This window comes from Phycicoccus sp. 3266, assembly GCF_031456495.1.
In the GTDB taxonomy this organism is placed as follows: Bacteria; Actinomycetota; Actinomycetes; order Actinomycetales; family Dermatophilaceae; genus Pedococcus.
Map to the genome: position 1 here is coordinate 110,616 of NZ_JAVDUW010000003.1, position 24,851 is coordinate 135,466.

22 protein-coding genes are annotated in these 24,851 nt (G+C 72.7%); 10 read left to right on the forward strand and 12 right to left on the reverse strand.

The features are described from left to right. Positions 1-16 precede the first annotated feature (16 nt). Positions 17-1,111 (reverse strand): HNH endonuclease family protein, encoded by a 1,095-nt coding sequence (locus J2X64_RS14880; RefSeq protein ID WP_310156192.1) that lies wholly within the window; start codon positions 1,109-1,111, stop codon positions 17-19. Between the two features lie 256 nt (positions 1,112-1,367). Here J2X64_RS14880 and J2X64_RS14885 point away from each other — a divergent pair, with 256 nt between their 5' ends. From J2X64_RS14885 to J2X64_RS14895, 3 genes are all read left to right on the forward strand, one after another. Further along, positions 1,368-2,141: a methyltransferase domain-containing protein gene (locus J2X64_RS14885; protein WP_310156195.1), complete on the forward strand. Its 774-nt coding sequence runs from the start codon at positions 1,368-1,370 to the stop codon at positions 2,139-2,141. 90 nt (positions 2,142-2,231) lie between these two features. Further along, positions 2,232-3,494 (forward strand): DNA polymerase IV, encoded by a 1,263-nt coding sequence (gene dinB / locus J2X64_RS14890; protein ID WP_310156197.1) that lies wholly within the window; start codon positions 2,232-2,234, stop codon positions 3,492-3,494. Positions 3,495-3,596: 102 nt separating this feature from the next. Beyond that, positions 3,597-3,998, forward strand: a complete 402-nt coding sequence (locus tag J2X64_RS14895) for a DUF3040 domain-containing protein (protein ID WP_310156200.1) — start codon at positions 3,597-3,599, stop codon at positions 3,996-3,998. On the opposite strand, the gene J2X64_RS14900 is transcribed toward J2X64_RS14895, so the two are convergent. Then, the gene (locus tag J2X64_RS14900) at positions 3,992-4,474 is read right to left on the reverse strand and encodes a DUF456 domain-containing protein (protein ID WP_310156203.1); all 483 of its coding nucleotides are present in this window, start codon (positions 4,472-4,474) and stop codon (positions 3,992-3,994) included. The two genes, J2X64_RS14895 and J2X64_RS14900, sit on opposite strands and share 7 nt — an antisense overlap. A gap of 19 nt (positions 4,475-4,493) precedes the next feature. Further along, positions 4,494-4,715, reverse strand: coding sequence for a hypothetical protein (locus J2X64_RS14905; RefSeq protein ID WP_310156205.1), 222 nt, complete (start codon positions 4,713-4,715; stop codon positions 4,494-4,496). Between the two features lie 372 nt (positions 4,716-5,087). Here J2X64_RS14905 and J2X64_RS14910 point away from each other — a divergent pair, with 372 nt between their 5' ends. Beyond that, entirely contained in the window at positions 5,088-7,244 is a 2,157-nt protein-coding gene (locus tag J2X64_RS14910; RefSeq protein WP_310156207.1) for a DNA topoisomerase IV subunit B, read from the forward strand. A gap of 27 nt (positions 7,245-7,271) precedes the next feature. Here J2X64_RS14910 and J2X64_RS14915 read toward each other — a convergent pair whose 3' ends face one another. From J2X64_RS14915 to J2X64_RS14955, 9 genes are all read right to left on the reverse strand, one after another. Further along, entirely contained in the window at positions 7,272-8,318 is a 1,047-nt protein-coding gene (locus tag J2X64_RS14915; protein ID WP_310156210.1) for a LacI family DNA-binding transcriptional regulator, read from the reverse strand. A 20-nt stretch (positions 8,319-8,338) separates the two neighbouring features. After that, on the reverse strand, positions 8,339-8,563 hold the full coding sequence (locus J2X64_RS14920; protein WP_310156213.1) for a hypothetical protein: 225 nt from the start codon (positions 8,561-8,563) through the stop codon (positions 8,339-8,341). Positions 8,564-8,586: 23 nt separating this feature from the next. Beyond that, positions 8,587-9,495 (reverse strand): carbohydrate ABC transporter permease, encoded by a 909-nt coding sequence (locus J2X64_RS14925; protein ID WP_310156216.1) that lies wholly within the window; start codon positions 9,493-9,495, stop codon positions 8,587-8,589. Position 9,496: 1 nt separating this feature from the next. Then, positions 9,497-10,561, reverse strand: a complete 1,065-nt coding sequence (locus J2X64_RS14930) for a sugar ABC transporter permease (RefSeq protein WP_310156219.1) — start codon at positions 10,559-10,561, stop codon at positions 9,497-9,499. A 169-nt stretch (positions 10,562-10,730) separates the two neighbouring features. Further along, entirely contained in the window at positions 10,731-12,005 is a 1,275-nt protein-coding gene (locus tag J2X64_RS14935; protein ID WP_310157557.1) for an ABC transporter substrate-binding protein, read from the reverse strand. A gap of 206 nt (positions 12,006-12,211) precedes the next feature. After that, positions 12,212-13,189, reverse strand: coding sequence for a sucrase ferredoxin (locus tag J2X64_RS14940; RefSeq protein WP_310156222.1), 978 nt, complete (start codon positions 13,187-13,189; stop codon positions 12,212-12,214). Beyond that, positions 13,186-15,633 (reverse strand): DNA topoisomerase IV subunit A, encoded by a 2,448-nt coding sequence (locus J2X64_RS14945; protein WP_310156224.1) that lies wholly within the window; start codon positions 15,631-15,633, stop codon positions 13,186-13,188. The genes J2X64_RS14940 and J2X64_RS14945 overlap by 4 nt, the downstream gene beginning before the upstream one ends. 49 nt (positions 15,634-15,682) lie before the next feature. Continuing rightward, complete coding sequence (locus tag J2X64_RS14950; protein ID WP_310156227.1) at positions 15,683-16,363, reverse strand: nitroreductase family protein; 681 nt, start codon at positions 16,361-16,363, stop codon at positions 15,683-15,685. A gap of 24 nt (positions 16,364-16,387) precedes the next feature. Beyond that, on the reverse strand, positions 16,388-17,344 hold the full coding sequence (locus J2X64_RS14955) for a polysaccharide deacetylase family protein (protein WP_310156229.1): 957 nt from the start codon (positions 17,342-17,344) through the stop codon (positions 16,388-16,390). Positions 17,345-17,485: 141 nt separating this feature from the next. Between J2X64_RS14955 and J2X64_RS14960 the strand changes: the two genes are divergently transcribed. The 6 genes from J2X64_RS14960 to J2X64_RS14985 all read left to right on the forward strand — a co-directional run bounded on the left by J2X64_RS14960 (position 17,486) and on the right by J2X64_RS14985 (position 24,841). Next, a complete protein-coding gene (locus tag J2X64_RS14960; RefSeq protein ID WP_310156232.1) occupies positions 17,486-18,007 on the forward strand; it encodes an RNA polymerase sigma factor in 522 nt (173 codons plus the stop codon). Next, positions 18,004-19,479, forward strand: a complete 1,476-nt coding sequence (locus J2X64_RS14965) for a sialidase family protein (RefSeq protein ID WP_310156235.1) — start codon at positions 18,004-18,006, stop codon at positions 19,477-19,479. Before J2X64_RS14960 ends, J2X64_RS14965 begins: the two co-directional genes overlap by 4 nt. A 104-nt stretch (positions 19,480-19,583) precedes the next feature. Beyond that, positions 19,584-22,253 (forward strand): GNAT family N-acetyltransferase, encoded by a 2,670-nt coding sequence (locus J2X64_RS14970; protein ID WP_310156238.1) that lies wholly within the window; start codon positions 19,584-19,586, stop codon positions 22,251-22,253. A gap of 106 nt (positions 22,254-22,359) precedes the next feature. Then, on the forward strand, positions 22,360-22,965 hold the full coding sequence (locus J2X64_RS14975; RefSeq protein WP_310156241.1) for a DUF5998 family protein: 606 nt from the start codon (positions 22,360-22,362) through the stop codon (positions 22,963-22,965). A 41-nt stretch (positions 22,966-23,006) separates the two neighbouring features. Continuing rightward, positions 23,007-24,155 carry an alkaline phosphatase family protein gene (locus J2X64_RS14980; RefSeq protein ID WP_310156244.1) on the forward strand — a complete coding sequence of 383 codons (1,149 nt, stop codon included), beginning with the start codon at positions 23,007-23,009 and terminating at the stop codon, positions 24,153-24,155. A gap of 11 nt (positions 24,156-24,166) precedes the next feature. Continuing rightward, a complete protein-coding gene (locus tag J2X64_RS14985; protein WP_310156247.1) occupies positions 24,167-24,841 on the forward strand; it encodes a thymidine kinase in 675 nt (224 codons plus the stop codon). Positions 24,842-24,851: the final 10 nt, after the last annotated feature.

Sequence of the window (24,851 nt, forward strand, 5' to 3'; positions counted from 1 at the left end):
ACGACGGCTGGGGAGGTCAGGCCCTGCGCCACCGGGCGCGGGGGTCCGTCGCGGTCGTGCTGCACCGCATCAGCGTCCCGGCGCTCGTGCGGCCGAGGGCGCCCTCGGGGGAGCAGAAGGCGCCCGGGTGCACCCCCTGCACCACGGCGGAGGTGGACGTGCCCGACGGCTTCGGCGACGACGTGCTCGTGCTGATCGACGCGGTCGGACGCGGCGTCGGGGACGAGGCGGCAGCGACCGGCCAGCCCCCGAGGGCCACCGGTGCTGCGGTCGGCACCGGGGTCCCGGGGCACGTGCCGAGGATGCGCGCCAGCGCGGCGCGCTCGGCCGCGGTGACGGCGACGGCATACCTCGCCTTCACGGCGACCTGCCGTGCGGCGTACGCGCACCGGTACCCCTTGGCCGGCGGCAGCCAGGTCGCGGCGTCCCCGGCGCCCTTGGCGGCGTTGACCGGACCGTCCACGGCGAGCAGGTTGAGCGGGTCGTTGGCGAAGGCGGTCCGGGTGCCGACGTCCCACCGCGCCGCTCCCTTGACCCAAGCGTCGGCGAGGGGCACGACGTGGTCGATCTGCACCGCCGCCGACGTGCCGGGTCCGCGGGTGAACGCGATCGTGCGCCCGGTGTACGGGTCGAGCAGCGTCCCGGACAGGACGACACAGCCGTGCGTGCCGGCCTTGAGGCGGATCCCGCGCAGGTCGCGCCGCAGCACGTCGTTGCGCTGGTCGCACCCGTTGCGGTCGGTGTCGGTCCACGCGGCGCCGAACTGGTCCCGCGCGTACCCCGTCATCGGCCCGCGTCCCTTGACGACCAGGGTGCCGAGCAGCGCCAGTGCCGTCCCCGGGGGCGCCTGGGGTGCGGCGCCGCCCGTCGAGCGGGTGGACGGGGCCGAGGCCGCAGCCGGGGCGACGCTCGTGGCGGTCGCCGCGCTCCCGGCAGACCCGCCGGACCCGGTCGCCGTCGAGCTGCCGGTCGGGCGCACCGAGCCCGAGGGAGCCGTCGAGGTCGTCGCCGGCCCGCAGCCGGCGACCAGCGCGGCGACCACGGCCGCCACGGCGAGGCCGCCCCGGGCGCGGAGGCCGGAGGCGGTGGGATGCAGGCGGAGCGGGGGCACGGTGTGGCGGGTCCTCGGGGGATCGGACGGTGACGGAGCGCGTGAACGCTAGCCGCGTGGAGGCGCCCGGAGTGGGAGGTTCCGGACGACACGGACCGGACGGACGATGCCCGGCAGCGGACGTTCGTCGAGGGTGCCGCGGGCCCGGACGTGCCGACCACCGTCAGCCCCGCCGACTAGGCTGGCCGTCGAGGCAGACCCGTGGCGCCCCAGGCCGCCGCGCTGCCCCGTCCCGATGTCTGTGGAGGAGGACCGCGTGGTCGACGAGCAGTGGCGCACCCGTCGTGGCGGCGTCGAGACCTCGCTGCGCACCTCGGCGGTCTGGGCCGCGGTCCACGACATCGTCGAGCGCCGCGCCGCCGAGATCGGCCGGCCGCTGCGGGTGCTCGACCTCGGCGGTGGCACCGGCGGCCTCGCCGTCCCGATCGCCGAGCTGGGCCACGACGTCACCGTGGTGGACCCGAGCCCGGACGCCCTCGCCTCCCTCTCGCGCCGCAGCGGCGAGCGCGGGGTCGCGGCCCGGGTGCACGCCGTCCAGGGCGACGCCGACAGCCTCGCCGCCGTCGTGGGCTCCGACCCGGTCGACCTCGTCTGCTGCCACGGCACCCTCGAGGTCGTCGACGACCCGCAGACCACCCTCTCCGCCCTCGCCGACGTCCTCGCGCCCGGCGGCTCGCTCAGCCTCGTCGCCGCCCAGCGGCTCGCCGTCGTGCTGGCGCGCGCGCTCGCCGGCCAGTTCGCCCAGGCCGAGCAGGCCCTCACCAGCGCCGACGGGCGCTGGGGGAGCCAGGACCCGCTGCCCCGCCGCTTCGACGCCGACGCGCTGCGGGCCATGGTCGAGCAGACCGGGCTCGTCGTCGACGCCGTGCACGGCGTCCGCACGTTCAGCGACCTCGTGCCCTCGGCCCTGGTCGACACCGACGCCGACCGGGTGGCGCTGCTGCGCCTCGAGCAGGCCGTCGCCGACTCACCGCAGTTCGCCTTCCTCGGACAGCTCGGATCAGCCGTGCACCTCCTCGCCCATCGCTAGCGGGCTGCCGATGCCAGCGCACGCGCCGACACACGCGGCGCACCCAGCCCCCGACCCCACCGGTCGGCGGCCCACCGCAGGGACCGCCCCGTGAGCCGGCGGCAGTACGCCCTGCCGCAGCGCGGGGATGCCGGGCCGCCCGACGACACCGGCTGCACCGTCCTGCACGTCGACATGGACGCCTTCTACGCCTCGGCCTCGCTGCTGAGCCGGCCCGAGCTCGTCGGCACCCCCGTCATCATCGGCGGCGGCAACCGCGGCGTGGTGCTCTCGGCGACCTACGAGGCCCGGCGGTTCGGGGTGGCCTCGGCCATGCCCATGTCGCGGGCCCGGCGCCTGTGCCCGCAGGCGACCGTCATCGCCCCCGACCACGCGCTCTACTCCCGGATCTCGGCGGCGGTCATGGCGACCTTCGACACCATCACCCCGGTCGTCGAGCCGCTGTCGCTCGACGAGGCGTTCCTCGACGTGTCCGGGTCGGTGCGGCGGCTGGGCAACCCTGCCCGGATCGGCCAGCTCATCCGCGACACCGTGCACGACGAGCAGGGGATCACCTGCTCGGTCGGGGTCGCCCCGACCAAGTTCGTCGCCAAGCTGGCCTCCGGGCTCGCCAAGCCCGACGGCATGGTGGTCGTGCCCCGCGACGAGGTCGTCGGGTTCGTCCAGCAGCTGCCGGTCGGCGCCCTCTGGGGAGTGGGGGACAAGACCGAGGAGGCGCTGGTCCGGCTCGGCCTGCACACCGTCGCCGACATCGCCCACACGCCGCTGGAGACCCTGCGCCGCGCCCTGGGCGACAGTCTCGGACCGCACCTGCACGACCTCTCCTGGGGCCGCGACCCGCGCCACGTCGAGCCGGTCCGGCGGGAGAAGTCCATCGGCTCGGACGAGACGTTCGAGCACGACGTCGACGACCCGGCATACATCCACCGCGAGCTGCTCAAGCTCAGCGACCGCACGGCGGCCCGCGTGCGCTCCGCCGGGATGATGGGCCGGACCGTGAGCATCAAGGTGCGCTTCGCCGACTTCACGACGATCACCCGCAGCCGCACCCTGCGCGACCCCACCGACGTCAGCCGCGACATCTACGCCACCGCCCGCTCCCTCTTCGACGGGCTCGGGCTGCAGCGCGCCCGGATCCGCCTCGTCGGCGTGCGGATGGAGGGCCTCGTCGACACCGAGGGCGCCCCGATCCAGGGCCTGCTCGACGAGCCGGACGCGGGCTGGCGCGAGGCCGACCGGGCGGTCGACCGGGCCAGCGCGCGGTTCGGCGCGGGCAGCGTCCGTCCCGCCAGCCTCATCCGTGACGGAGGTCACCGATCAGGTAGTGCATCCCCGCGTGGGGACCTATCCTGAAGAGGTCAGCACACCAGCCCTGACCGGCGCCGATTCGCCCTCGGTGAACCATCCGGTGGGGCTGTGCGTTGGCCGTGGTGAACACCGACGTAGGAGGTCACGGTGCCCCTGTCAGAGCACGAGCAGCAGCTTCTCGAGCAGATGGAGCAAGCGCTGTATGCCGAGGACCCCAAGTTCGCCTCGCAGATGCAGGGCGCCGGGGCCCGCGCCGCCCAGCGGCGCCGAATCGCCGTCGGCATCGTCGGTGTCGTCGTCGGCCTCGCGGTCGTGCTCGTCGGGGTCAACACCCAGCTCTGGGTCCTGGGCGCCGTCGGCTTCGCGGTGATGGTCGCCTCGGCCGCCTTCGCGCTCACCCCGCAGCGCCGTCGCGCCAAGCTCGGCAGCGTGCAGTCCGACGGCACCATCCGCCGGGCCAACCCGGCGCCGCGCACCCGGTCCGCCCGTGGCGGCTCCTTCATGGAGCGCATGGAGCAGCGCTGGGACCGTCGGCACGACGACTACTGAGCGAGCAGCACCCCCACGACCCACGTCACGGCGATCGCCACGGCCGCCAGCAGCTCGATCCCCATCGACAGGAACACCGCGCGCAGCGCCGCCTTCGTCGACACCCACGCGAGGGCGCGGTCCCGCGAGTGGCTCAGCTCGACGAGGTAGATCCCGAGCACGAAGCCGACGAAGGCGCCCACGACCGGGATCACGAAGAACCCCACGGCCGCCACGAGGACGGCCAGCACGAGGGTCGAACTGCGCACGCCGGCGGCCTTCATCCGACGCCCCGGCACGGCATACTGCAGCCCCACCCCGGCCGCCCAGAGCACCGCGCACACCCCGAACACCGTCCAGCCCAGCGCGGACCGGGCGTCGAGCGCCCAGAGGAAGACCGCGGCCAGGCACAGGAACAGCCCGGGCAGCACGGGAATGACGATCCCCACCATCCCGATCAGGATCAGGAGGGCGGGGACCCAGGTGGAGGCTTCCATCCCGGAAGCCTAGAGGCGGTTACCGCTCCTCGGCCGGCGCGATCGCCGGGGTCTCGTTGAGGCGGTCCGTCTCGTCGACGATGTCGGCGTACTCGCGCAGCTTGGGCAGGTGCTCGCGTCCGTGGTGGGCACAGAAGAGCAGCTCACCGCCGGCGTGAAGGCGAGCGCGCACGTAGGCCTGGGCTCCGCAGCGGTCGCAGCGGTCGGCCGCGCTCAGGGTGGGTGCCAGTGCAGTGGTCACGTCAGCCTTCCTCCATAAGTCGTGTCTCCGATGAGACGTCCTACTCCGTCCCGGGGTTCGCCTCCGTGGAGACCTACCCGTTCCGGCGCCGGTAGCAACAGTCAAGCATGCGCAGTTCTTCCCGGCTCGCATTGGGTCGTGATGCACGTCATGCATGTCACATCAGGGGATTCGGTGCTCGGACGTCCGGTGGATGGGAGGAACCGGGTCCGGGTGGGGCGCGAGTGGCCCGAGGGGGCTACGCCCGATGTCGTATGCCGCGTGCCTGCGCGGCCTCGTCGGCGCGCCGGGATAGCGTGGTCCCCACCCGGGGCCCATGACGACGGGCCACCCACCACCGGGGCCGGACCCAGCACAGGAGCACCCCAGACCGTGGCCACCGCCACCACCGAGACCACTGCCAAGAAGACCGCGACGACGAAGTCGAGCAGCGACTACAGCGCCCACCACCTGCAGGTCCTCGAGGGCCTCGAGGCCGTCCGCAAGCGGCCGGGCATGTACATCGGCTCGACCGACGGCCGCGGCCTCATGCACTGCCTCTGGGAGATCATCGACAACGCCGTCGACGAGGCCCTGGGCGGCCACGGCGAGCGGATCGACGTCGTCCTGCACCGGGACGGCTCGGTCGAGGTCCGGGACAACGCCCGCGGCATTCCCGTCGACATCGAGCCGCGCACCGGCCTCACGGGTGTCGAGGTGGTCTTCACCAAGCTCCACGCCGGCGGCAAGTTCGGCGGCGGCTCCTACACCGCGTCCGGCGGCCTGCACGGCGTCGGCGCGTCCGTGGTCAACGCCCTGTCCTCGCGGCTCGACGTGGAGGTGGACCGCGGCGGCAAGACCTACGCCATGAGCTTCCGGCGCGGCGAGCCCGGCTACTTCCCGGACGTCGCGAGCGACGACAAGAGCCCCGACCACGAGTTCACCCCGTACGAGCGGTCGTCCGAGCTCGCGGTCGTCGGCAGGACCAAGAGGGGCGTCACCGGCACCCGGGTCCGCTACTGGGCCGACCGGCAGATCTTCCTCAAGGACGCCGCCTTCGACTACGACCAGCTCGTCGCGCGCGCCCGGCAGACCTCCTTCCTCGTGCCCGGCCTCGCGATCGTCGTGCGCGACGAGCGACGCCTGCCCGGCACGCCGGGGGAGAACGGCCCGCACGAGGAGGTCTTCCTCCACGACGGCGGCATCTCCGAGTTCGCCGAGTTCCTCGCGCCGGACGCCGCGGTCACCGAGGTGTGGCGGCTGCAGGGCACGGGGACGTTCACCGAGACCGTGCCGGTGCTCGACTCCAACGGCCACATGACGCCGACCGAGGTCGAGCGCGAGTGCAGCGTCGACATCGCCGTCCGGTGGGGGACCGGCTACGACTCGAAGGTCTCGTCCTTCGTCAACATCATCGCCACGCCCAAGGGCGGCACGCACCTGGCCGGCTTCGAGCAGGCGCTGCTCAAGGTCTTCCGCAAGCAGCTCGAGGTCAACAGCCGCCGGCTCAAGGTGGGCAACGACAAGCCCGAGAAGGACGACGTCCTGGCCGGCCTCACCGCGGTCGTCACGGTGCGCCTCGCCGAGCCGCAGTTCGAGGGCCAGACCAAGGAGGTGCTGGGCACCAACGCCGTCCGCGCCATCGTCGCGAAGGTCGTCGAGCAGGAGCTCACCGCCCGGCTGACGTCGCCCAAGCGCGGCGACAAGGCGCAGGCCTCGCTGCTGCTGGAGAAGGTCGTCTCGGAGATGAAGTCGCGCATCAGCGCGCGGCTGCACAAGGAGACCCAGCGCCGCAAGAACGCCCTCGAGACCAGCAGCCTGCCGGCCAAGCTGGCCGACTGCCGCTCCACCGACGTCGAGCGCTCCGAGCTGTTCATCGTCGAGGGCGACAGTGCCCTCGGCACCGCCAAGCTCGCCCGCTCCAGCGACTACCAGGCGCTGCTGCCGATCCGGGGCAAGATCCTCAACGTCCAGAAGGCGTCCGTCTCGGACATGCTCAAGAACGCCGAGTGCGCGGCGATCATCCAGGTCATCGGTGCCGGCTCCGGCCGCAGCTTCGACCTCGACGCGGCCCGCTACGGCAAGGTCATCATCATGACCGACGCCGACGTCGACGGCGCCCACATCAGGACCCTGCTGCTCACCCTCTTCTTCCGCTACATGCGTCCGCTGGTCGAGGCCGGCCGGGTGTATGCCGCGGTGCCGCCGCTGCACCGCATCGAGGTCGTCAACCCGGGCTCGAAGAAGAACGAGCTCATCTACACCTACTCCGAGGGCGAGATGCGCGCGACCGTCGCGAACCTCAACAAGCGGGGCCGGACGATCAAGCAGCCGCTGCAGCGGTACAAGGGCCTCGGGGAGATGGACGCCGACCAGCTCGCTGAGACCACCATGGACCCGCGCCACCGCACCCTCCGGCGCGTGCGGCTCGAGGACGCCGAGGCCGCCGAGCGTGTCTTCGAGCTGCTCATGGGCAACGACGTGGCACCGCGCAAGGACTTCATCGTGGAGTCCGCCGCCGACCTCGGTCGCGAGCGCATCGACGCCTGATCCCGGCGCGAGGACCCCTGAGGAGCCTCAGGTCCTCGTCCCGGCGGTCGTCAGGCCCTTCGTCACGCGGGAGCCGACCGGCGCCGTGGAGCCGCGGTCCACCAGGGTGATGCCGAGGACCTCGTCGAGGTCGGGGTCGACGTGCCCGTGGAGGGCGTCGAGCATGATGCGGCCGGCCCGGCGCCCCTGCGCCAGCACGTCCTGGCGGACCGTCGTGAGGCCCATGATGTCCGAGTAGACGTGGTCGTCGATCCCGATGACCGACACGTCACCGGGCACGTCGAGGCCGTGCCGCCGGGCGGAGGCCATGACGCCGAAGGCCATCTCGTCCGACGCCGCGACGACAGCCGTGGGCAGGTGGCCGCTCGTGAAGAGCCGGTCCGCGTGCTCCATCGCGCCGACGGCGGTCCAGTCGCACTCCAGCACCCACTCGGTGGGGCAGGCCAGGCCGTGCTCGCGCATGACAGCCGTGAACGCCTCCCGCCGGTCGTACGGCGTCTGGAGGTGGGTGATCGAGCCCGGGACCGTCCCGGCATACGCGATGTCGCGGTGACCCAGGCCGATGACGTGCCGTGTCGCGAGGGCCATCGCGGCCCGGTCGTCGATCCGCACCGACGGCCAGCCCGGCTGGCGGTTGCCGACGGTGACGACGGGCAGGCCCAGCCGGTCGATGAGCGCCCGCTCGGAGGCGTCGGGCGGGACGTTGAGCAGGATGATGCCGTCGGCCCGCTTCCAGAACATGCTCTGGGTGATGGGCAGGCGGGTGTCGAACGTGTGGCCCTCGAGGTCGCAGAGCAGGACGTGGTAGCCCTTGTCCCGCAGCTCCTTCTCGATGCCGCTGACGACCGTGGCGAAGAACCAGCGGTCGAAGTACGGCGTCACGACGGCGATGCCGCGCGTGCGCCCCGACACCAGGCTCGTCGCCGCGGGGGAGGCCATGTAGTTGAGCTCGGCCGCCGCCTTCAGCACGCGGTCCCGCGTGGCCGGGCTCACCCGGTCCAGGCCCCGCAGGGCGCGCGAGACGGTCGCCACCGACACGCCGGCGGCGCGGGCCACGTCCCCGATGGTGCTCATCGACCCCTCCCCGCTGTGGTTCAGGCTCCCGTGTTCCGGCGGGCTCGCCAGGTGAGCCAGCAGGCCAGCAGGAGCACCGCGAGGAGGGCGGCGGAACCACCCGCCGCCTCCCCGCGGACCTCGAGCACGACGGTCTGCACCGCCGCCATGAACGTGAAGAAAGCCAGGATTCCGAGCAGCACGTCGAGGCGCTGCGCCTTGGCGCGTGCGTCACCGGTGCCGCTGCCCGGGTTGAACAGTCCCATGTCGTCCGGGCGAGGCCTGCGGCCTAGCCCTTGACACCTCCCGCCGTGAGGCCGGAGACGATCGCCCGCTGGAAGACGAGCACCATGATGATGAGCGGCACGGTGACGATGGTGCCGGCCGCCATGACCGCGGTGTACGGCTCCTGGTGCGGCTGCGCGCCGGTGAACTGGGCGATGGCGACGGTGACGGTCTGGGTCGAGGGCGTGGAGAACTGCTGGGCCAGCAGGTACTCGTTCCAGCTCGCGATGAACGCCAGGATCGCCGTCGTGAACAGGCCCGGGGCGGCCAGCGGCAGCATGATCTTGCGGAAGGCCTGGCCGGGCGTGCAGCCGTCGATCCGCGCCGACTCCTCGAGCTCCCACGGCATCTCCGACAGGAACGCCGTCAACGTGTAGATGGTGAGGGGTAGCGCGAAGGAGATGTTCGGGATGATCAGCGCCTGGTAGTTCACGCCGCTCAGCCAGCCGAGGCTGGAGAACAGCTGGAACAGCGGGGAGACGAGAGCGACGCCGGGGAACATCGACGACCCCAGGATGACCCCGAGGACGACGTACTTGCCCGGGAAGTTGAGCCGGGCCAGGGCGTACGAGGCGAAGACACCGACGAGCATGGCCACGGCGGTGGTGACGATGCCGATGATGATCGAGTGCACGAGCGCGGCCCCGAAGTGGTTGCCACGGTCGGTGGAGAAGGCCGTCTTGAAGTTGTCCAGCGTCACGTGGGTCGGCCAGGGCGAGCTGTCGAAGGTGTAGCCGACGTCGCGGAACGCGGTCACGACCATCCAGTAGAACGGGGCCAGGCCCCAGATGACGAGCACTGCCAGACCGATGTACATCCGGATCTTGGCGTTGCGGTCGCTGCGGAAGTGGATCTCCTGGGCCTCCGTGCGGCCGGCGTTCGGAGGCGCCGTGGTGGCGGTGGTGGCGGTCATGTCAGGCTCCCGTGGAGGTGGCGTTGGCGGCGACGGGGTTGCCGGTCTGGGGTTCTTCCTTCTTCGGCTTCTTCGACTGCGGCGGCCGCTGGATCACGTCGGCGCCACCGAACTTGATGAAGAGGAAGGCGACGAACGCGACCAGGAGGAAGACGATCGTCGACAGGGCCGACGCGCTGTGGAAACCGGAGCGGATCTGCCTGATGACGAGCATCGACAACGACGTGGTGCCTCCCGCGCCCTGCGTGAGGATGGCCGGGAGGTCGTAGATGCGCAGCACGTCGAGGGTGCGGAAGAGGACTGCGACCATGAGGGGCGTCTTGACCAGGGGCAGCGTGATCCGCACGAACGTCTGCCACTTGGTGGCGCCGTCGATCTGGGCGGCCTCGTACACGTCGCCCGGGATGAGCTGCAGGCCGGCCAGGATGAGCAGCGCCATGAACGGCGTGGTCTTCCAGACGTCGGCGATGACGATCGCGAGCTTGGCGGCCAGCGGGTCGCTGGTCCACAGCTGCGGGGAGATCCCGACGAAGCCGAGCAGCTTGTTGGCGATTCCCTGGTAGGCGAAGATGAAGAACCAGAGCTTCGCGGTGACCGCGGTGGGGATGGCCCACGGCACGAGGATCGCGGCGCGGACGAGACCACGTCCACGGAAGTCGCGGTTCATGATCATCGCGAACCACATGCCGAGGATGACCTCGATGACGACGCTGGTGACGGTGAAGAACAGCGTCACCCAGAAGGCGTCGTAGAACTGCGCGCCGAGCGTGCCCGGGGGGCAGTCGACGGTGCCGCACTGCTGCAGCAGCCAGTGGGTGTAGTTGGAGATGCCGGCGCTGCCGCCCTCGACGAACAGGCCGGTGGCGGGATCGAGGCCGGCGTCCTTCTGGAAGGACAGCTGCACTGCCCGCAGCAGCGGGTAGATGATGATGACGGCCAAGAAGATGAGGGTCGGTGCCACGAGCAGCAGCCCCTGACGACCCTGGCCCGCGTGGAGCCCCTTCTCCTTGGGTGCCTTGTTCCTCGTGGGGGTCGACTTCTTCGTCGACTCCGCGACTGCGCTCATGCCTGCTCCTTGCCCCGGCTGCGCCGCGCCCTCGGGGGAGGGCGGGTGGTGGACGTCATGCTCGAGTGTTCAGGTGGTGGTGCGTGGCGGTTGTCGTGCCGCCGTACGGGTGTGGGGGTGGCCCCGTGGGGACCACCCCCACACCACTGGGAATGCTGGGACCGTCAGGTCAGCCGCCCGAGGCGGCCTTCATGGCGTCCTGCATGTCCTTGACTGCCTGCTGCGGCGTCTTCTGGCCCTGGATCGCAGCGAAGCTGTTCTCCTGGATGGCCTGGGTGACGGCCGGGTAGAACGGCGTGACCGGGCGGGACACGGCGTTGGAGATGGACTCCTTGAGGACCGGCAGGTACGGGTACTTGGAGACGAGCGCCTGGTCGGTGTAGATCGACTCGATGACCGGGGCCAGCGAGCCCTTCTCCATGTTCGTCTTCTGCTGCTCGGGCGAGGTCAGGAACTTCAGGAAGTCCAGCGCGGTGGCCTTGTGCTTCGAGAAGGCGCTGATGGCCGCCATGTGACCACCGAGGGTCGAGGTGCCCGGGCCGCTGACGCCGGGGAGCGGGGCGACCTTGAACTTGCCCTTGACCTTGGACGAGGCGTCGGTGGTGGCCAGGTTGTAGACGTACGGCCAGTTGCGCAGGAACAGCAGCTTGCCGTCCTCGAAGGACTGCCGGCTCTGCTCCTCCTGGTAGGTGATCGCCTGCTTGGGGATGTCACCGTTCTTGTAGTGGTCGGCAAGCGCCTGCAGGCCCTTGGCCGCCTCGGGGGAGTCGACCGTCGGCTTGCCAGCCGCGTCCACGACCTTGGCGCCGTAGGCGTTCATCCACTCGGTGGCGTTGCAGGTCAGGCCCTCGTACTTGGCGAACTGGCCGGCGAAGCAGTCGATGCCGTTCTTCTTGGCGATCGAGCACATCGACCACATCTCGTCGATGGTCTTCGGCGGGTTGGGGACCAGGTCGCTGCGGTAGTAGAGCATCGCGCCGTCGGAGGACGTCGGAGCGGCGTACAGCGTGTTGTTGTAGGTCGCGGCCTTGATCGTCGGCTCGAGGAAGCCGTCGGTCGGGAGGGCGAACTTGTCCTTGAGCGGGGTCAGCCAGCCCTTGGCGGCGAACTCCGCGGTCCAGACGACGTCGACCGAGACGACGTCGTAGCCGGGGTCCTTGGCCTGGAAGTGCTGCACGAGGTCGTCGTGCTGCTGGTCGGCCTGGTCGGACTGCTCCTTGACCGTCACCTTCTCGTTCGGGTGCGTGGAGTTCCACTTCTCGGCCATGGGGCCGAGCAGGTTGCTGTTGTCCTTGCCCTGGACATAGGTGATGGGGCCGCGGCTGTCCGCGCCCGAGGACGCAGCGCTGTTGCCGCCACCACTGCTCCCACCACCACACGCCGCGGCGACGAGCGCCACGGACGCGGCTCCGGCCAGCACCGTGAGGGTGCGCCGTGTGTGCATTCGGAGGGCCATGTGCCCGCCTCCATTTCTCGCGTCGTGCTGAGGCGGACACGCCCCCTCAGCGCTGAGGTGAACCGACCCCATGTAAACGTTTACGCCCGCGGCTCGCAATCGTTGCGCGTATTCCTTCGGGTAACGATTGCGTAACTCGGGCGTCTCCGCCAGAGGTGACGCGTGTCACATCCGGACAAGCAGTGCGCGCCGGTTCAGCCGACGGTGCGGGGCACCCTCTGCACGACGGCGACGGGCAGCTTGGCACAGGACTCCGGCAGCGTCCCGGCCTCCTGGCGCTGCACCTCGACGACCCACGCGCGCCCGTCCCGGTGCCGGACGGCATACCGCCCCGCGGACCCGTCGGCGACCGGCTCGGTGACCAGCGCACCGAGCTGCGTGACCCCGTGCTCGGCGCGGACGTGCGACTCGGCCGCCTGGGCGTCGGGCTCGAGGCCGCTGCGGCCCCGGTCGTGCTGCGGCCCGAGCACGGCGGCGGGCAGCCGGCCGTGGTCCGCCTCGTCGAGGACGGTGGTGGCCAGCGCGGTGTCCAGCCGGGCGAGCGTGGCGCCGTGCGGCAGCAGGACACCCGTGGGTGCGAAGCGGTGGCCGCCGGTGTGCGACGCCTCCCAGATGCGCCCCGGGCGGGCGGCGGCGGCCTCGACCGCGACCGGGCGGCCGCGCACAGCGCAGCAGACGTCACGGCGCCCGTTCGTGCACACGAGCAGCACCGGCTCGGCCGGCGCGGCGCCGGGGAGCGACGCCACGACGGCGTCGCGGTCGCCGCGGGCCAGCGCGTCGAGGTCGACGGACAGCAGCGTGGCCGGGTCCTCGACCGTGGCCCGGAGCAGCCAGGCGTCCGGTCCGCTCCACGCGAGGTATGCCGTGTGGCCGCCGCCGTGGTGCTCGTCGGCGTGCCGCCCGGGGCGGCGCAGCAGCGAGAGCCGGCCGCCGCGGTCGCTGCACGCGGACGACAGCTGCGCCCCGAGCCCGGGCGGCAGGTGCGACTGGGTCGCGGCGTCACGACCCCAGGGGCCGGGCTGTTCGAGGGCGACGAAGAAGGTCGCCCGCGCCGCCGTGCCGTAGGCCGCGACGTCGGCCCGGTCGAACCCCACCGAGCACGCGTCAGGTGCCGAGTGGCCGTGGCCGGCCGACGGTGCGGCGGCGGTGGGGTCGCCGGGGGAGTCGCTCACCGGGGCGGGCTCGCGATCCGCGCGATCGGGCTGGCGGCCGGGGTGCCGGAGCCGTCGCGGCGGCCGGTGGCCTCGGGCAGCTCGATGGCCACGCCGTTGGCAGCGGCTGCCCGGGCCGGGGTCTCGCCCGCCCAGGCGAGGACGAGGGTGTCCTCGCCCTTGAGGAACCGGTGGCAGCGCACCCCGCCGGTGGCGCGCCCCTTGGGTGGGTACTCGGCATACGGGGTCACCTTGAGCGACCCGGGCTCGGTGCCGGGCAGGGCGCCCGAGGAGCCGGAGGAGGTGACGACGACGGCGTCGGCCCCGGCCGCCACGGCGCCGAAGAACGCGACCCGCGCCCCTGAGGCGAGCTTGATCCCGGCCATGCCGCCGGCTGCCCGGCCCTGGGGGCGCACGGCGGTCGCGGGGAACCGCAGGAGCTGGGCGTCGGTGGTGATGAACACGAGGTCGACGTCGTCGGAGGCGAGGCCGACCGCGCCGACCACCTGGTCGCCGTCCTTGAGCGAGATGAGCTCGAAGTCGGTGCGGCCGGGGTAGTCGGTGGTGACGCGCTTGACGACGCCCTGCGCGGTGCCGAGCGCGACACCCGCGCCGTCGGCGCCGAGCGACACGATCGTCAGCGGCTCCTCACCGGCGGGCAGGTCGACGTACGCCGCGAGCGGCGCGCCGCCCGAGAGGTTGGGGGAGCCGTTGGTGGGCGGCAGGGTCGGCAGCTCGAGGGCGGACAGGCGGATCATCCGGCCGAGCGAGGTGACCAGGCCGACCTCGCCTCGGGCGGTCGTGCGCACCGCGCCGACGACGACGTCGTGCTTGCTGCGGCCACCCTCGGTGGGGATCGGGTCGGCGGTCGTCGTGCGCGCCATGAGCCCGGTCGAGGAGAGCAGGACCCAGCACGGGTCGTCGGCGACCTCGAGCGGCGAGGCCGCGGTGGCGGGCACCCCGGCCGACTCGAGCAGCACGGTGCGCCGCGGGGTCCCGTGGGCCTTGGCGACCTCGGCGAGCTCGGTGGAGACGAGCTTGGTGAGCAGCGCCTCGTCGCCGAGGATCGCCTCGAGCTCCTCGATGAGCCGCTCGAGCTCGGTCTTCTCGTTCTCGAGCTCGATGCGGGAGAACTTGGTGAGTCGCCGCAGCTGCAGGTCGAGGATGTAGTTGGCCTGCACCTCGGTGAGGTCGAAGACCTCGATGAGGCGGGTGCGTGCGATCGCGGAGTCGTCCGAGGAGCGGATGACCTGGATGACCTCGTCGATGTCGAGGATCGCGACGAGCAGGCCCTCGACGAGGTGCAGCCGGTCCTTGTTCTTGCCGAGCCGGAACTCGGTGCGTCGGCGGACGACCTGGGTCCGGAAGTCGACGAAGACGCGCAGCAGGTCCTTCAGGCCCAGCGTGCGCGGCTGGCCGTCGACGAGCGCGACGTTGTTGATGGGGAACGAGTCCTCCATCGGCGTCAGCTTGTAGAGCTGCTCGAGCACGGCGTCCGCGTTGAAGCCGTTCTTGACCTCGATGACCAGCCGCAGGCCGTGCTTGCGGTCGGTCAGGTCCTTGACGTCGGCGATGCCCTGGAGCTTCTTGGACTGGACGTTGTCCTTGATCTTCTCGATGACCTTCTCGGGGCCGACGAGGTAGGGCAGCTCGGTGACGACGATGCCCTGGCGGCGCGGCGTGACCTTCTCGACCCGGGCGGTCGCGCGGGTGCGGAACGAGCCCTTGCCGGTGAGGTAGGCGTCGCGGATGCCGTCGAGCCCGACGATGCGCCCGCCCTGGGGCAGGTCGGGGCCGGGGACGAACTTCATGAGGTCGTCCAGCGAGCACGACGGGTGCGAGAGCAGGTGGCGGGCCGCGCCGATGACCTCGACGAGGTTGTGCGGCGGCATGTTCGTGGCGAAGCCGACCGCGATGCCGCTGACGCCGTTGACGAGCAGGTTGGGGTACGCCGCCGGCATGACGTCCGGCTGCATGAGCTGGTCGTCGTAGTTGGGGACGAAGTCGACGGTGTCCTCGTGCAGGCTGCCGGTCATGAGCAGCGCGGCCGGCGCGGGTCGGGCCTCGGTGTACCGGGACGCGGCCGGGCCGTCGTCGAGCGAGCCGAAGTTGCCGTGCCCGTCGACCAGCGGCAGCCGCATCGTGAACGGCTGGGCCATGCGGACCAGCGCGTCGTAGATCGCCGTGTCGCCGTGCGGGTGGTACTTGCCCATGACGTCGCCGACGACGCGCGAGGACTTCACGTGGCCGCGGTCGGGACGCAGCCCCATCTCCTGCATCGAGAACAGGATCCGTCGCTGCACCGGCTTGAGGCCGTCGCGGGCGTCGGGCAGCGCCCGGGCCTTGATGACCGAGACGGAGTACTCGATGTAGGCGTTCTGCATCTCCTCCGACACGTCGATGTCGGCGATGCGCTCGACGAAGTCGTCGGGCGGGGGAGGGGAGGCAGTGGTCTTGCGGGCCATGCGGTGGCGATCTCCTGGCACGGACGGTGGGGAACCCCACCATCCTGTCCTACCGGTCGGAGGGCCCCTCGCCCGCCACGCCGCTGGGCCCGTGGCCGGCTCCGCCGAACGTGCCCCAGTGCACGACCTCGGCCGCCGGCCGGCGAGCCCGCGTGCGGCTCGACCCGCCGACCCGGGTGCGTTCGTGGCCGAGCGCCACGACCCCGACGAGCCGGCGGTTGCCCGGTATGCCGTGTGCCTGCCGCACCCGGTCGTGGGCCGCCGGCGGCACCCCGAAGAAGAGGGCGCCGAGCCCTTCGTCGACGGCGGCCAGCAGCATCGCCATCGCCGCCATCCCCGTGTCGACGTCCCAGTAGGGGACGGGCCAGCGGGCGGGGTCGCGGTCGGTCCAGCCCTTGTCGGGCTCGGCGTAGCGGTCGAGGTAGGCGTCGGGGTCGGAGAGGCACAGGACGAGCGCAGGCGCGGCGGACACCCCCCGGAGCCAGGCGTCGGGCTCCCCGGCGGAGCCACCGGAGGAGTCGCCGGAGGAGTCATCGGCGACGGCCGCCCAGAACGCCGTCCGCTCGTCCTCGCCGGTCAGCACGACGAAGTCCCAGCCCTGGCTGTACCCGGCGCTGGGGGCCCGCTGCGCGGCATACAGGACCGCGTCGAGCTCGGCGCGGCCCACCGGGCGGCCGGGGTCGAACCGTCGCACCATCCGTCGTCGGCGCAGGACCTCGCGAAGCTCCACGCGGCCATTGTGTCGGCGCCGGCCTCAGCGCAGGGCGTCGAGGGTGGTGAAGCCGTACCCGGCCGCGCGGTAGCCGGCGATGACGCGCGCCAGGGCGGCGGCGTCGAGGGTGGTGCCGTCGTCCGGGTTCGCGCCCACGTGCATGAGGACGACCTGGCCGGGGGTGCGGCCGGCGAGCACGCGCGCGACCACCGAGTCGACCGACTGCCCGCCGCTCGTGCCCTTCCACCCGAGGGAGTCGGTGGTCCAGCCCACGGCGCCGTACCCGGCGGCGTGGACGAGGGCGAGGGAGTGGCTGCTGGACTCGCCGAAGGGGAACCGGAAGAACGGCCGCGGAGTGCGCTCGGTCGCAGCCCGGATCGCCGACTCGGCGCGCGAGACCTCGGTGCGGACCGCGCTGTCGGACAGGGCGGGCAGGTGCGGGTGGTCCCACGTGTGGTTGCCCACGGGGCCGACGGCCGCCATCTGACGGACGAGGGCGGGGTTCGCGGTGGCGAACTGGCCCGTGACGAAGAAGGAGGCGGGGACGCCCTGCGCCCGCAGGGTCGACAGGATCGACGCCGCGCCCTGGGCGCCCGCGCCACCGTCGAAGGTCAGGGCCACGACCTTGCGGCTCGTCGGGACCCGCGTCACGACGCCGTCGGCGAGCGCCGCCGGCAGGGTCGGGCGCGGTGACGTCGGCGAGGTCGTGGGCGGCCGCGACGTCGAGGAGGTCCGGGACGGTGACGGTGTCGCCCGTGTCGAGGAGCTCGGCCGGGGCGTGGTCGGGCTCGTGCCGCGGCTCGTGGGCGACGTCGAGGAGCTCGACGGGGACTGCGGGCCGGACGTGGTGGGCCCGGTGGTCGTGCTGCCGGTCGACGTGCCCGGGGGGCTGGTGGCGGGCGTCCGCTCCGGGCCGCCGCAGCCGGACCACAGGAGCGCACCCGCGATCAGGGCCACCACCGGGGCGGCGCGGCTCGACCTCGCACGAGCGGACCTCATGACCCATGCTGGGCACCGGTCAGGCCGGATGCGCAGGGGCCAAGGTCCTCCCGGTCACCCGGGCTGGGAGGATGGGCCCAACCGCGCGGACCACAGTGGCGTCACAGGGACATGACCACGTTGGCCGGGCCGATTCCCGCGGTGAGCAGTCGGGGAGGGCTGTCGGTGCCTGCGCACGAGTCGGTGGACGTCGAGTCCGCGTTGCGCGAGCTCTACGACGTGCACTACGCCCGGCTGGCCGGCTGGACCGCCAAGCTGGTCGGCGACCCGGACACCGCCCACGACCTGGCCAGCGAGGCCTTCGTGAAGCTCTACCGGGAGTTCGCCAAGGTCGACGAGCCCCGCCCCTGGCTCTACACGGTCACCGCGAACCTCGTGCGGGACCACTGGCGCAAGCGCGGTCGCGAGGCCGCGGCATACCAGCGGCACGAGGCGGGGCGAGACCTCGTGACGCCCGCGCCCGACCACGCCACCACCCTCACGGTGCGCGACGCCGTCCAGGCGCTGCCGGACCGGCTGAGGGTGGTGGTCCTGCTGCACTACTTCGCCGACCTGCCGGTGGCGACGGTCGCCCGGCAGCTGGAGAAGTCCGAGGGCACCGTGAAGCGAGACCTGTTCGACGCGCGCCAGCGCATGGCGCAGATGCTGGGAGAGACCCGATGAGCCGCCGCGACCTGACCGACCTGCCCGGGGCCGGCGACCAGCGCGACCCCGTGGAGGAGTTCTTCGCCCGCGAGCGGGCCGACCTGCGCGACCTGCCGGCCGGGCGCGAGCACTGGGAGGGCATCGTCCGCGAGGCCCGCAGGCCCGCGCGACGGTCGTGGCTGCCGTATGCCGCCGCGGCTGCCGTCGCCGCGGTCGTCGCCGCGGGGGCGTGGGCGGGTCTCGTGCACCGGCCCGACGACCGCACCACGCCCGCGACCGCGTCGTCCCAGCGCTCGGCCGAGACGGTGACCCGGACCGTGACGACGACGCCCACGACCGCACCTTCCACGCCCTCGCTCCCCGCACAGGCGACGACCCCCAGCCCCGCGGTCTCGACGGCGACGGGACCGCTGCCCGTCGCGCAGTCCTTCGGCCTGGTCTCGATGACCAACGCCGGCGGCAACGTCCTCTACGCGCTGGGCTCGGCGACCTGCCCCGGCGGCAACCCGTGCACGCAGGTCGTGACGTCCCGCGACGACGGCCGCACCTGGGTCGCCCGCTCCACCTTCACGACGCTGACGACGGCCGGTGCCCGCACGACCCCGACCGGCCCGAACCAGCTCGTCGGCATCCGCTTCGCCGAGCCCGACGTCGGTTACGTCTTCGGCAGCACCACCCTGCGCACCACCGACGGTGGCCGGAGCTGGCAGCCGGTGGACGTCGACCGCCGCACCGTGCTGTCGCTGGAGACCGACGGCGACCGGATCTGGATGGCGACGGCACGCTCCTGCACGCCGAGCGACCTCGGCCAGCAGGGCGGCTGCACCGACGTCCAGGCCAGGACTGGCAGGGCCGGTGACACCACGACCACCCCGGTCCAGGCGAACGGCACCCCGACCGCCGTCGACGCCGCCTGGGTGGCCATGGACGGCCACGACGCGTACCTCAACACCTCGGTGCCCGACCCGGCCCGACGGGGTCAGGCGCTGCCGGGCCCGCTGGTCCGGCTCACGGGGCCGGCCGGTGCGCTCGATCCCGTCGACGGCTGCGACGGGGGCGTCTGGGCCTCCGGCGCCGCGGCCGCCCGCGGCACCCTCGTCGGCCTCTGCGCCACCAAGGGCAAGCCGGCGCAGGAGTGGTCGGTGGTCGTGTCGACCGACCGCGGCATGACCTGGACCGCCACGCCGGCGCCGGGCCTGGGTCGCCCCACGGCGCCGGGGACGTGGCTGACCGGCACGGACGCCAAGCGTCTCGTCGCCGTGACCGGTGGCGTGCCCACCAGCTCGTCCGGCACACCTGCCGCCAGCGCCCTGCTCGTCAGCGCCGACGGCGGGCGCACGTGGGGCGACACCGGTCCCGGACGTGGGGGAGCGCCGGTCTGGGCGGGTGCCGCGGGTGGTTCCCTCGTGTATGCCGTCGAGGGCGGGCTCGCGTACTGGCAGAGCACCGATGCGGGCCAGCGCTTCACCCGCGTCCCGCTGCGGCGCTGACGCGACGGGCACTCGGCACTGATGCGACGGGCACTCGGCGCTGAGCACACGAGGTTCGGCGCCGACCCGACGGGCACGTCGTACCGGTCTGCCATGCTTGCGCCATGACGCAGGCCGCGGCCCTTCCACCCGGGTACCCGGCGTGGTGGGAGGCCGACGTCGTGCTCCGCGACGGATCGGTCGCCCACCTGCGCCCCATCACCCCCGCTGACGCACCGGCAGTCCACCGCTTCCACGCCGGCCAGTCAGAAGAGTCCATCTACATGCGCTTCTTCGCGCCGCTGCGCCAGCTCAGCGAGCGCGACGTCACCCGCTTCACCACGGTCGACTACCACGACCGGGTGGCCCTGGTGGCGACCGTGCGCGGCGAGATCATCGGCATCGGCCGGTACGACCGGATCACGCCGACGAGCGCCGAGGTGGCGTTCAACATCTCCGACTCCTTCCAGGGCAAGGGGATCGGGTCGGTCCTGCTCGAGCACCTCGCCGTCATCGCGTGGGACTCGGGCATCGAGGAGTTCACCGCCGAGGTGCTGCCGCAGAACCGCAAGATGATGTCGGTGTTCGGCGACGCCGGGTACGAGGTGAGCCGGCGGTTCGAGGACGGCGTCGTGTCGCTGCGCTTCGACATCCAGCCCACCGAGCGGTCCGAGGCGGTGCGGCTCTCCCGCGAGCACCGCGCCGAGTCGGTGAGCATGCACTCGGTGCTGTTCCCGGACTCCATCGCGGTCGTCGGGGCCAGCCGCCGGACCGACTCCATCGGCCACCACATCCTCGCCAACATCCTGGCGGCCGGGTTCCACGGCGCCGTGCACGCGGTCAACCGCGAGGCCATGGAGGTGCTCGGGCTGCCGAGCCACACCCGCGTCTCGGAGATCCCGGACGACGTCGACCTCGCCGTCGTCGCGGTCCCGGCCGACGAGGTGCTCGACGTCGTCGCCGACTGCGCCGAGGCCGGCGTGCGGACCCTGCTGGTGGTGAGTGCCGGGTTCGCCGAGGCAGGGCCGGAGGGGGAGCAGCTCCAGGCCGAGCTCCTGACCCGCGCCCGGGCCGCGGGGATGCGTGTCCTCGGTCCCAACTCCTTCGGGGTCATCAACAACTCCCCGCACGTGCGGCTCAACGCCTCGCTCGCCCCCGAGCTGCCGCCGGCCGGCCGGCTGGGCCTGTTCGCCCAGAGCGGTGCTCTGGGCATCGCGGTGCTCGCCTCCGCCGCGCGCCGCGGCCTCGGCATCTCGGTCTTCGCCTCCGCGGGGAACCGCGTCGACGTCTCCGGCAACGACTTCATGCAGTACTGGATCGACGACCAGGACACCGACGTCGTCGGCCTCTACCTCGAGTCGATGGGCAACCCGCGCAAGTTCTCCCGCATCGCCCGGCGGCTCGCCCTGACCAAGCCGGTCGTCGTGGTGAAGTCCGGCGTGTCGAGCTACGGCGTCCCACCAGGCCACCGGGCCCGGACGACCCGCGTGCGGCCCGAGGCCTTCGACGCGATGCTGCGCCAGGCCGGCGTCATCCGGGTCGAGAACGTCCACCAGATGTTCGACGTCGCCCAGCTGCTCGTCCACCAGCCGCTTCCGGGCGGCAACCGCGTGGCCGTCGTCGGCAACTCGGACGCGCTCGGCGCGCTCACCGCGGAGGCGTGCGTCAGCTGGGGCCTGGAGGTCACGCACGGCCCGGTGTCGCTGCCCAGCGACGCCCGCGGCGAGCTGTTCGCGCAGGCGCTCGCGGACGCCTTCGCCGACCCCGACGTCGACAGCGTGCTCACCTGCTTCATCCCGCCGCTGGTCACCCTCGACGAGGACGTCGCGACCGCGGTCCGCGATGCGGCCCTGCTGTCCGACAAGCCGTGCGTCGCCACGTTCCTCGGCATGCGCGGCGTCGTCGAGCGCCTGGCCGGCACCACGAGCGACGGACGCGAGGAGGTGGTCCCGGCATACTCCATGCCCGAGGACGCGGTGCGCGCCCTCGCCGCCGCGACGAGGTATGCCGCGTGGCGCTCGCGCGACCACGGCGTGCCCGTGCGGCCGGTGGGCATCGACCGCGAGGCGGCCCAGCACCTCGTCGACGAGGTCCTCGAGCGCGACCCGGAGGGGCGGCGCCTCACGCCGACCGAGGCGGCCCAGCTGCTCCAGGCGTACGGCATCGAGATGTGGCAGAGCATCCCCGTCACGACGGCGGACGAGGCGGTCGCAGCGGCCGAGGCCGTCGGCTACCCGGTGGTGGTGAAGTCGGTCGCGCCGCTGATGCAGCACTCACCGGGACTGTCCGGCATCCGGGTCGACCTGCGCACGGAGGGCCAGCTGCGCGGGGCGTTCGAGGCGCTCAACGAGCTGCTCACGCCGCTGTCCGCCAACGCGTTCGTCGTGCAGCGGATGGCGGCCCAGCCGGGCATCTCCTGCGTCGTGCGCAGCGAGGAGGACCCCCTCTTCGGACCGGTCGTCTCCTTCAGCATCGCCGGCGCCCCCACTGAGCTCCTCGGCGACATCGGGCACCGCATCCCGCCCCTGACCGACGTCGACGTCTCCGACCTCATCTCCTCGGTGAAGGCGTCGCCGATGCTGCACGGGCACCGCGGGGCGGCCCCCGTGCACCGCGCCGCGCTCGCGGACCTCATCGCCCGCGTCTCGGTCCTCGCGGACAACCTCCCCGAGGTCGCGAGCCTGGTCCTCAACCCGGTCAACGCCCACGCCGGCGGGGTGGAGGTGCTCGGTGCGGAGGTCACCCTGTCGCCCACGCCGCGGCGCAAGGACCCGGGCCGGCGCACCCTCACCTGAGGCCGACGGACGCGGCGGCGGGCGGGTGCAGCGGGCTGACCTGCAGGTATGGTCGGCGGGCTCCTCCACTCCGGCGTGGTGCCCACGGCTAGGGCAGGATGGCCCCATGGGTCCAACCTCCCCGTCCAGCGCGTCGACACCGCTGGCACCCCTGCCCGACGACCTCACGCGCGCCATCGAGCGCGCCGGCTACTACCCCGCCCTCGTGGGTGACGTCGTCCAGGCAGCGCTCGCGGGGGAGGACGTCGTCTCGCACCTCGTGCACCAGGAGACGACCTTCGACCACGACGTCGTGCGGCGGCACATCACCGTGCTCGCCCTGACCTCGAGCCGGCTGGTCATAGCCCACGCCGACGACCACACCGACGACAGCCCCGAGCACGAGGACACCGCCACCGCCACCACCGAGAGCGTCCCGCTGTCGGCCGTGCGTGGCGTGATGGTGACCCATGTCGTGTCGAACCCGCAGGAGTACCGCCCGGGCTCCCTCGGTCGTGAGATCACCCTGACCCTCGGGTGGGGCGCGGTGAGCCGGGTCGACCTCGTGCCCGCCTCGTGCGCGGACCCCGACTGCGACGCCGACCACGGCTACGAGGGCAGCATCGCCTCGGACGACATCTCCCTGCGGATCAGCGCTGACGCCGAGGGCGAGGCGGCACTGCGACAGGCGCTGGGCTTCGCCCGGCAGCTGTCGGCCGGCATCGGCCGGTGAGGACCGTGACGGTGCTCCCCCCTCCGGACGTCCGGTAGCCGATGCCGCACGAGGGTCTGACCCCACCCCACTACGACGACGCAGGCCTCGCCGGAGTGCTTCCCTCCGTGGCCGCCGCGCTCGGGGTCAAGGGGTATGCCGGACGGGCCCCGATCGAGCTGCCGCCGGCGCGACGCGCCGTCGTGGTGCTCGTCGACGGCCTCGGCTACGAGCTGATCCGCCGCCGCGGCGGCCACGCGCCGTACCTGCGCTCGCTGCTGCCGGGCGCCCACCGGCTCACCGCCGGCTTCCCGTCGACCACGGCCACCTCGATGGGCACCTTCGGTACCGGGGCCCCGCCCGGGGTGCACGGGCTGCTCGGCTACGAGGTGCTCGTGCCCGGCGAGGACCGGCTCGTCAACGAGCTGTCCTGGGAGGACGGCCCGGACCCGCTCACCTGGCAGCCGCTGGAGACCGTGCTCGAGGCTGCCGACCGCGACGGCGTCGCCGTGACCCGGGTCGGCCCGGCGTTCTTCGACGGCTCGGGGCTCACACGGGCCGCGGTGCGCGGGGGCCGGTTCGTGGCTGCCAACAGCCTTGCCGACCGCGTCGACGCCGCCCAGACGGCCCTGCGGCGCGACCAGCGCTCGCTGGTCTACGTCTACTGGGGCGACCTCGACAAGGTCGGCCACGTCCACGGCTGCCAGTCCTGGGAGTGGGGTGACGAGCTCGAGGCCATCGACGCGGAGATCGCCCGGCTGGTCGCCGGGGTGCCGCCCGACACGGCCGTGGTCGTGACCGCCGACCACGGCATGGTCGACGCGCCGCACGCGCTGCGCATCGACCTGGCCCACGACCTCGAGCTCGCGGCCGGAGTCCGGCACGTCGGCGGCGAGCCGCGGGCACTGCAGCTGTACTGCCAGCCGGGCGCTGCCCACGACGTCGCCCACGTCTGGCGCGAGCGCGTGCAGGAGCGGGCGTGGATCCGCACCCGGGACCAGGCCATCGAGGAGGGCTGGTTCGGCCGGGTGGAGGACCGCAACCGGGCCCGCATCGGAGACCTGGTCGTCGCGATGCGCCAGAACTTCGCGATCGTCGACTCCCGCCGCGCCCGGCCACAGCTGCTGGCGCTGCTCGGGCTGCACGGGTCGCTGACACCCGAGGAGTCCGCGGTGCCGTTGTTCCACGTCCCTGCCCGGGTGAACGCCTAGGGTGTCCTCTCGTGGCTGAGCTCGTCTTCTTCTCCGGCACCATGGACTCCGGCAAGTCCACCCTCGCCCTCCAGATGGACCACAACCACCGGGCCAGGGGTCGGCGGGGGCTCATCTTCAGCAAGCTCGACCGCGCCGGAGAGGACCGGCTGTCCTCCCGGCTCGGGCTGTCGACCGCGGCGCACGAGGTGCACGACGACCTCGACTTCTGGGACACCGTGGTGGGACACGCCACCTCGGGGCTGCCGGTCGACTACCTCATCTGCGACGAGGCCCAGTTCTACTCGGCCGAGCAGGTGGAGCAGCTGGCGAAGATCGTCGACGAGATGGGGGTCGACGTCTTCGCCTTCGGCATCACGGCCGACTTCCGGACCCAGCTGTTCCCCGGCTCACGACGGCTCATCGAGCTCGCGGACAAGGTGCAGGTGCTCCAGGTGGAGGCCCTGTGCTGGTGCGGCCGCCGCGCCACGCACAACGCGCGCGTCGTCAACGGCGCGATGGTCGTGGAGGGCGAGCAGGTCGTCGTCGGCGACACCCAGCCCGGCGGCGAGGACCTCGTGGAGTACGAGGTGCTGTGCCGCCGCCACTTCATGCGGCGGATGAACTCGGCCGCAGCCCGGGCCGCCTCGAGCTCGCCCGACGTGCTGCCGTTCGACCTCGACCTCTGCCCGGTGCCGCAGGCCTGAGCGCCGGTTC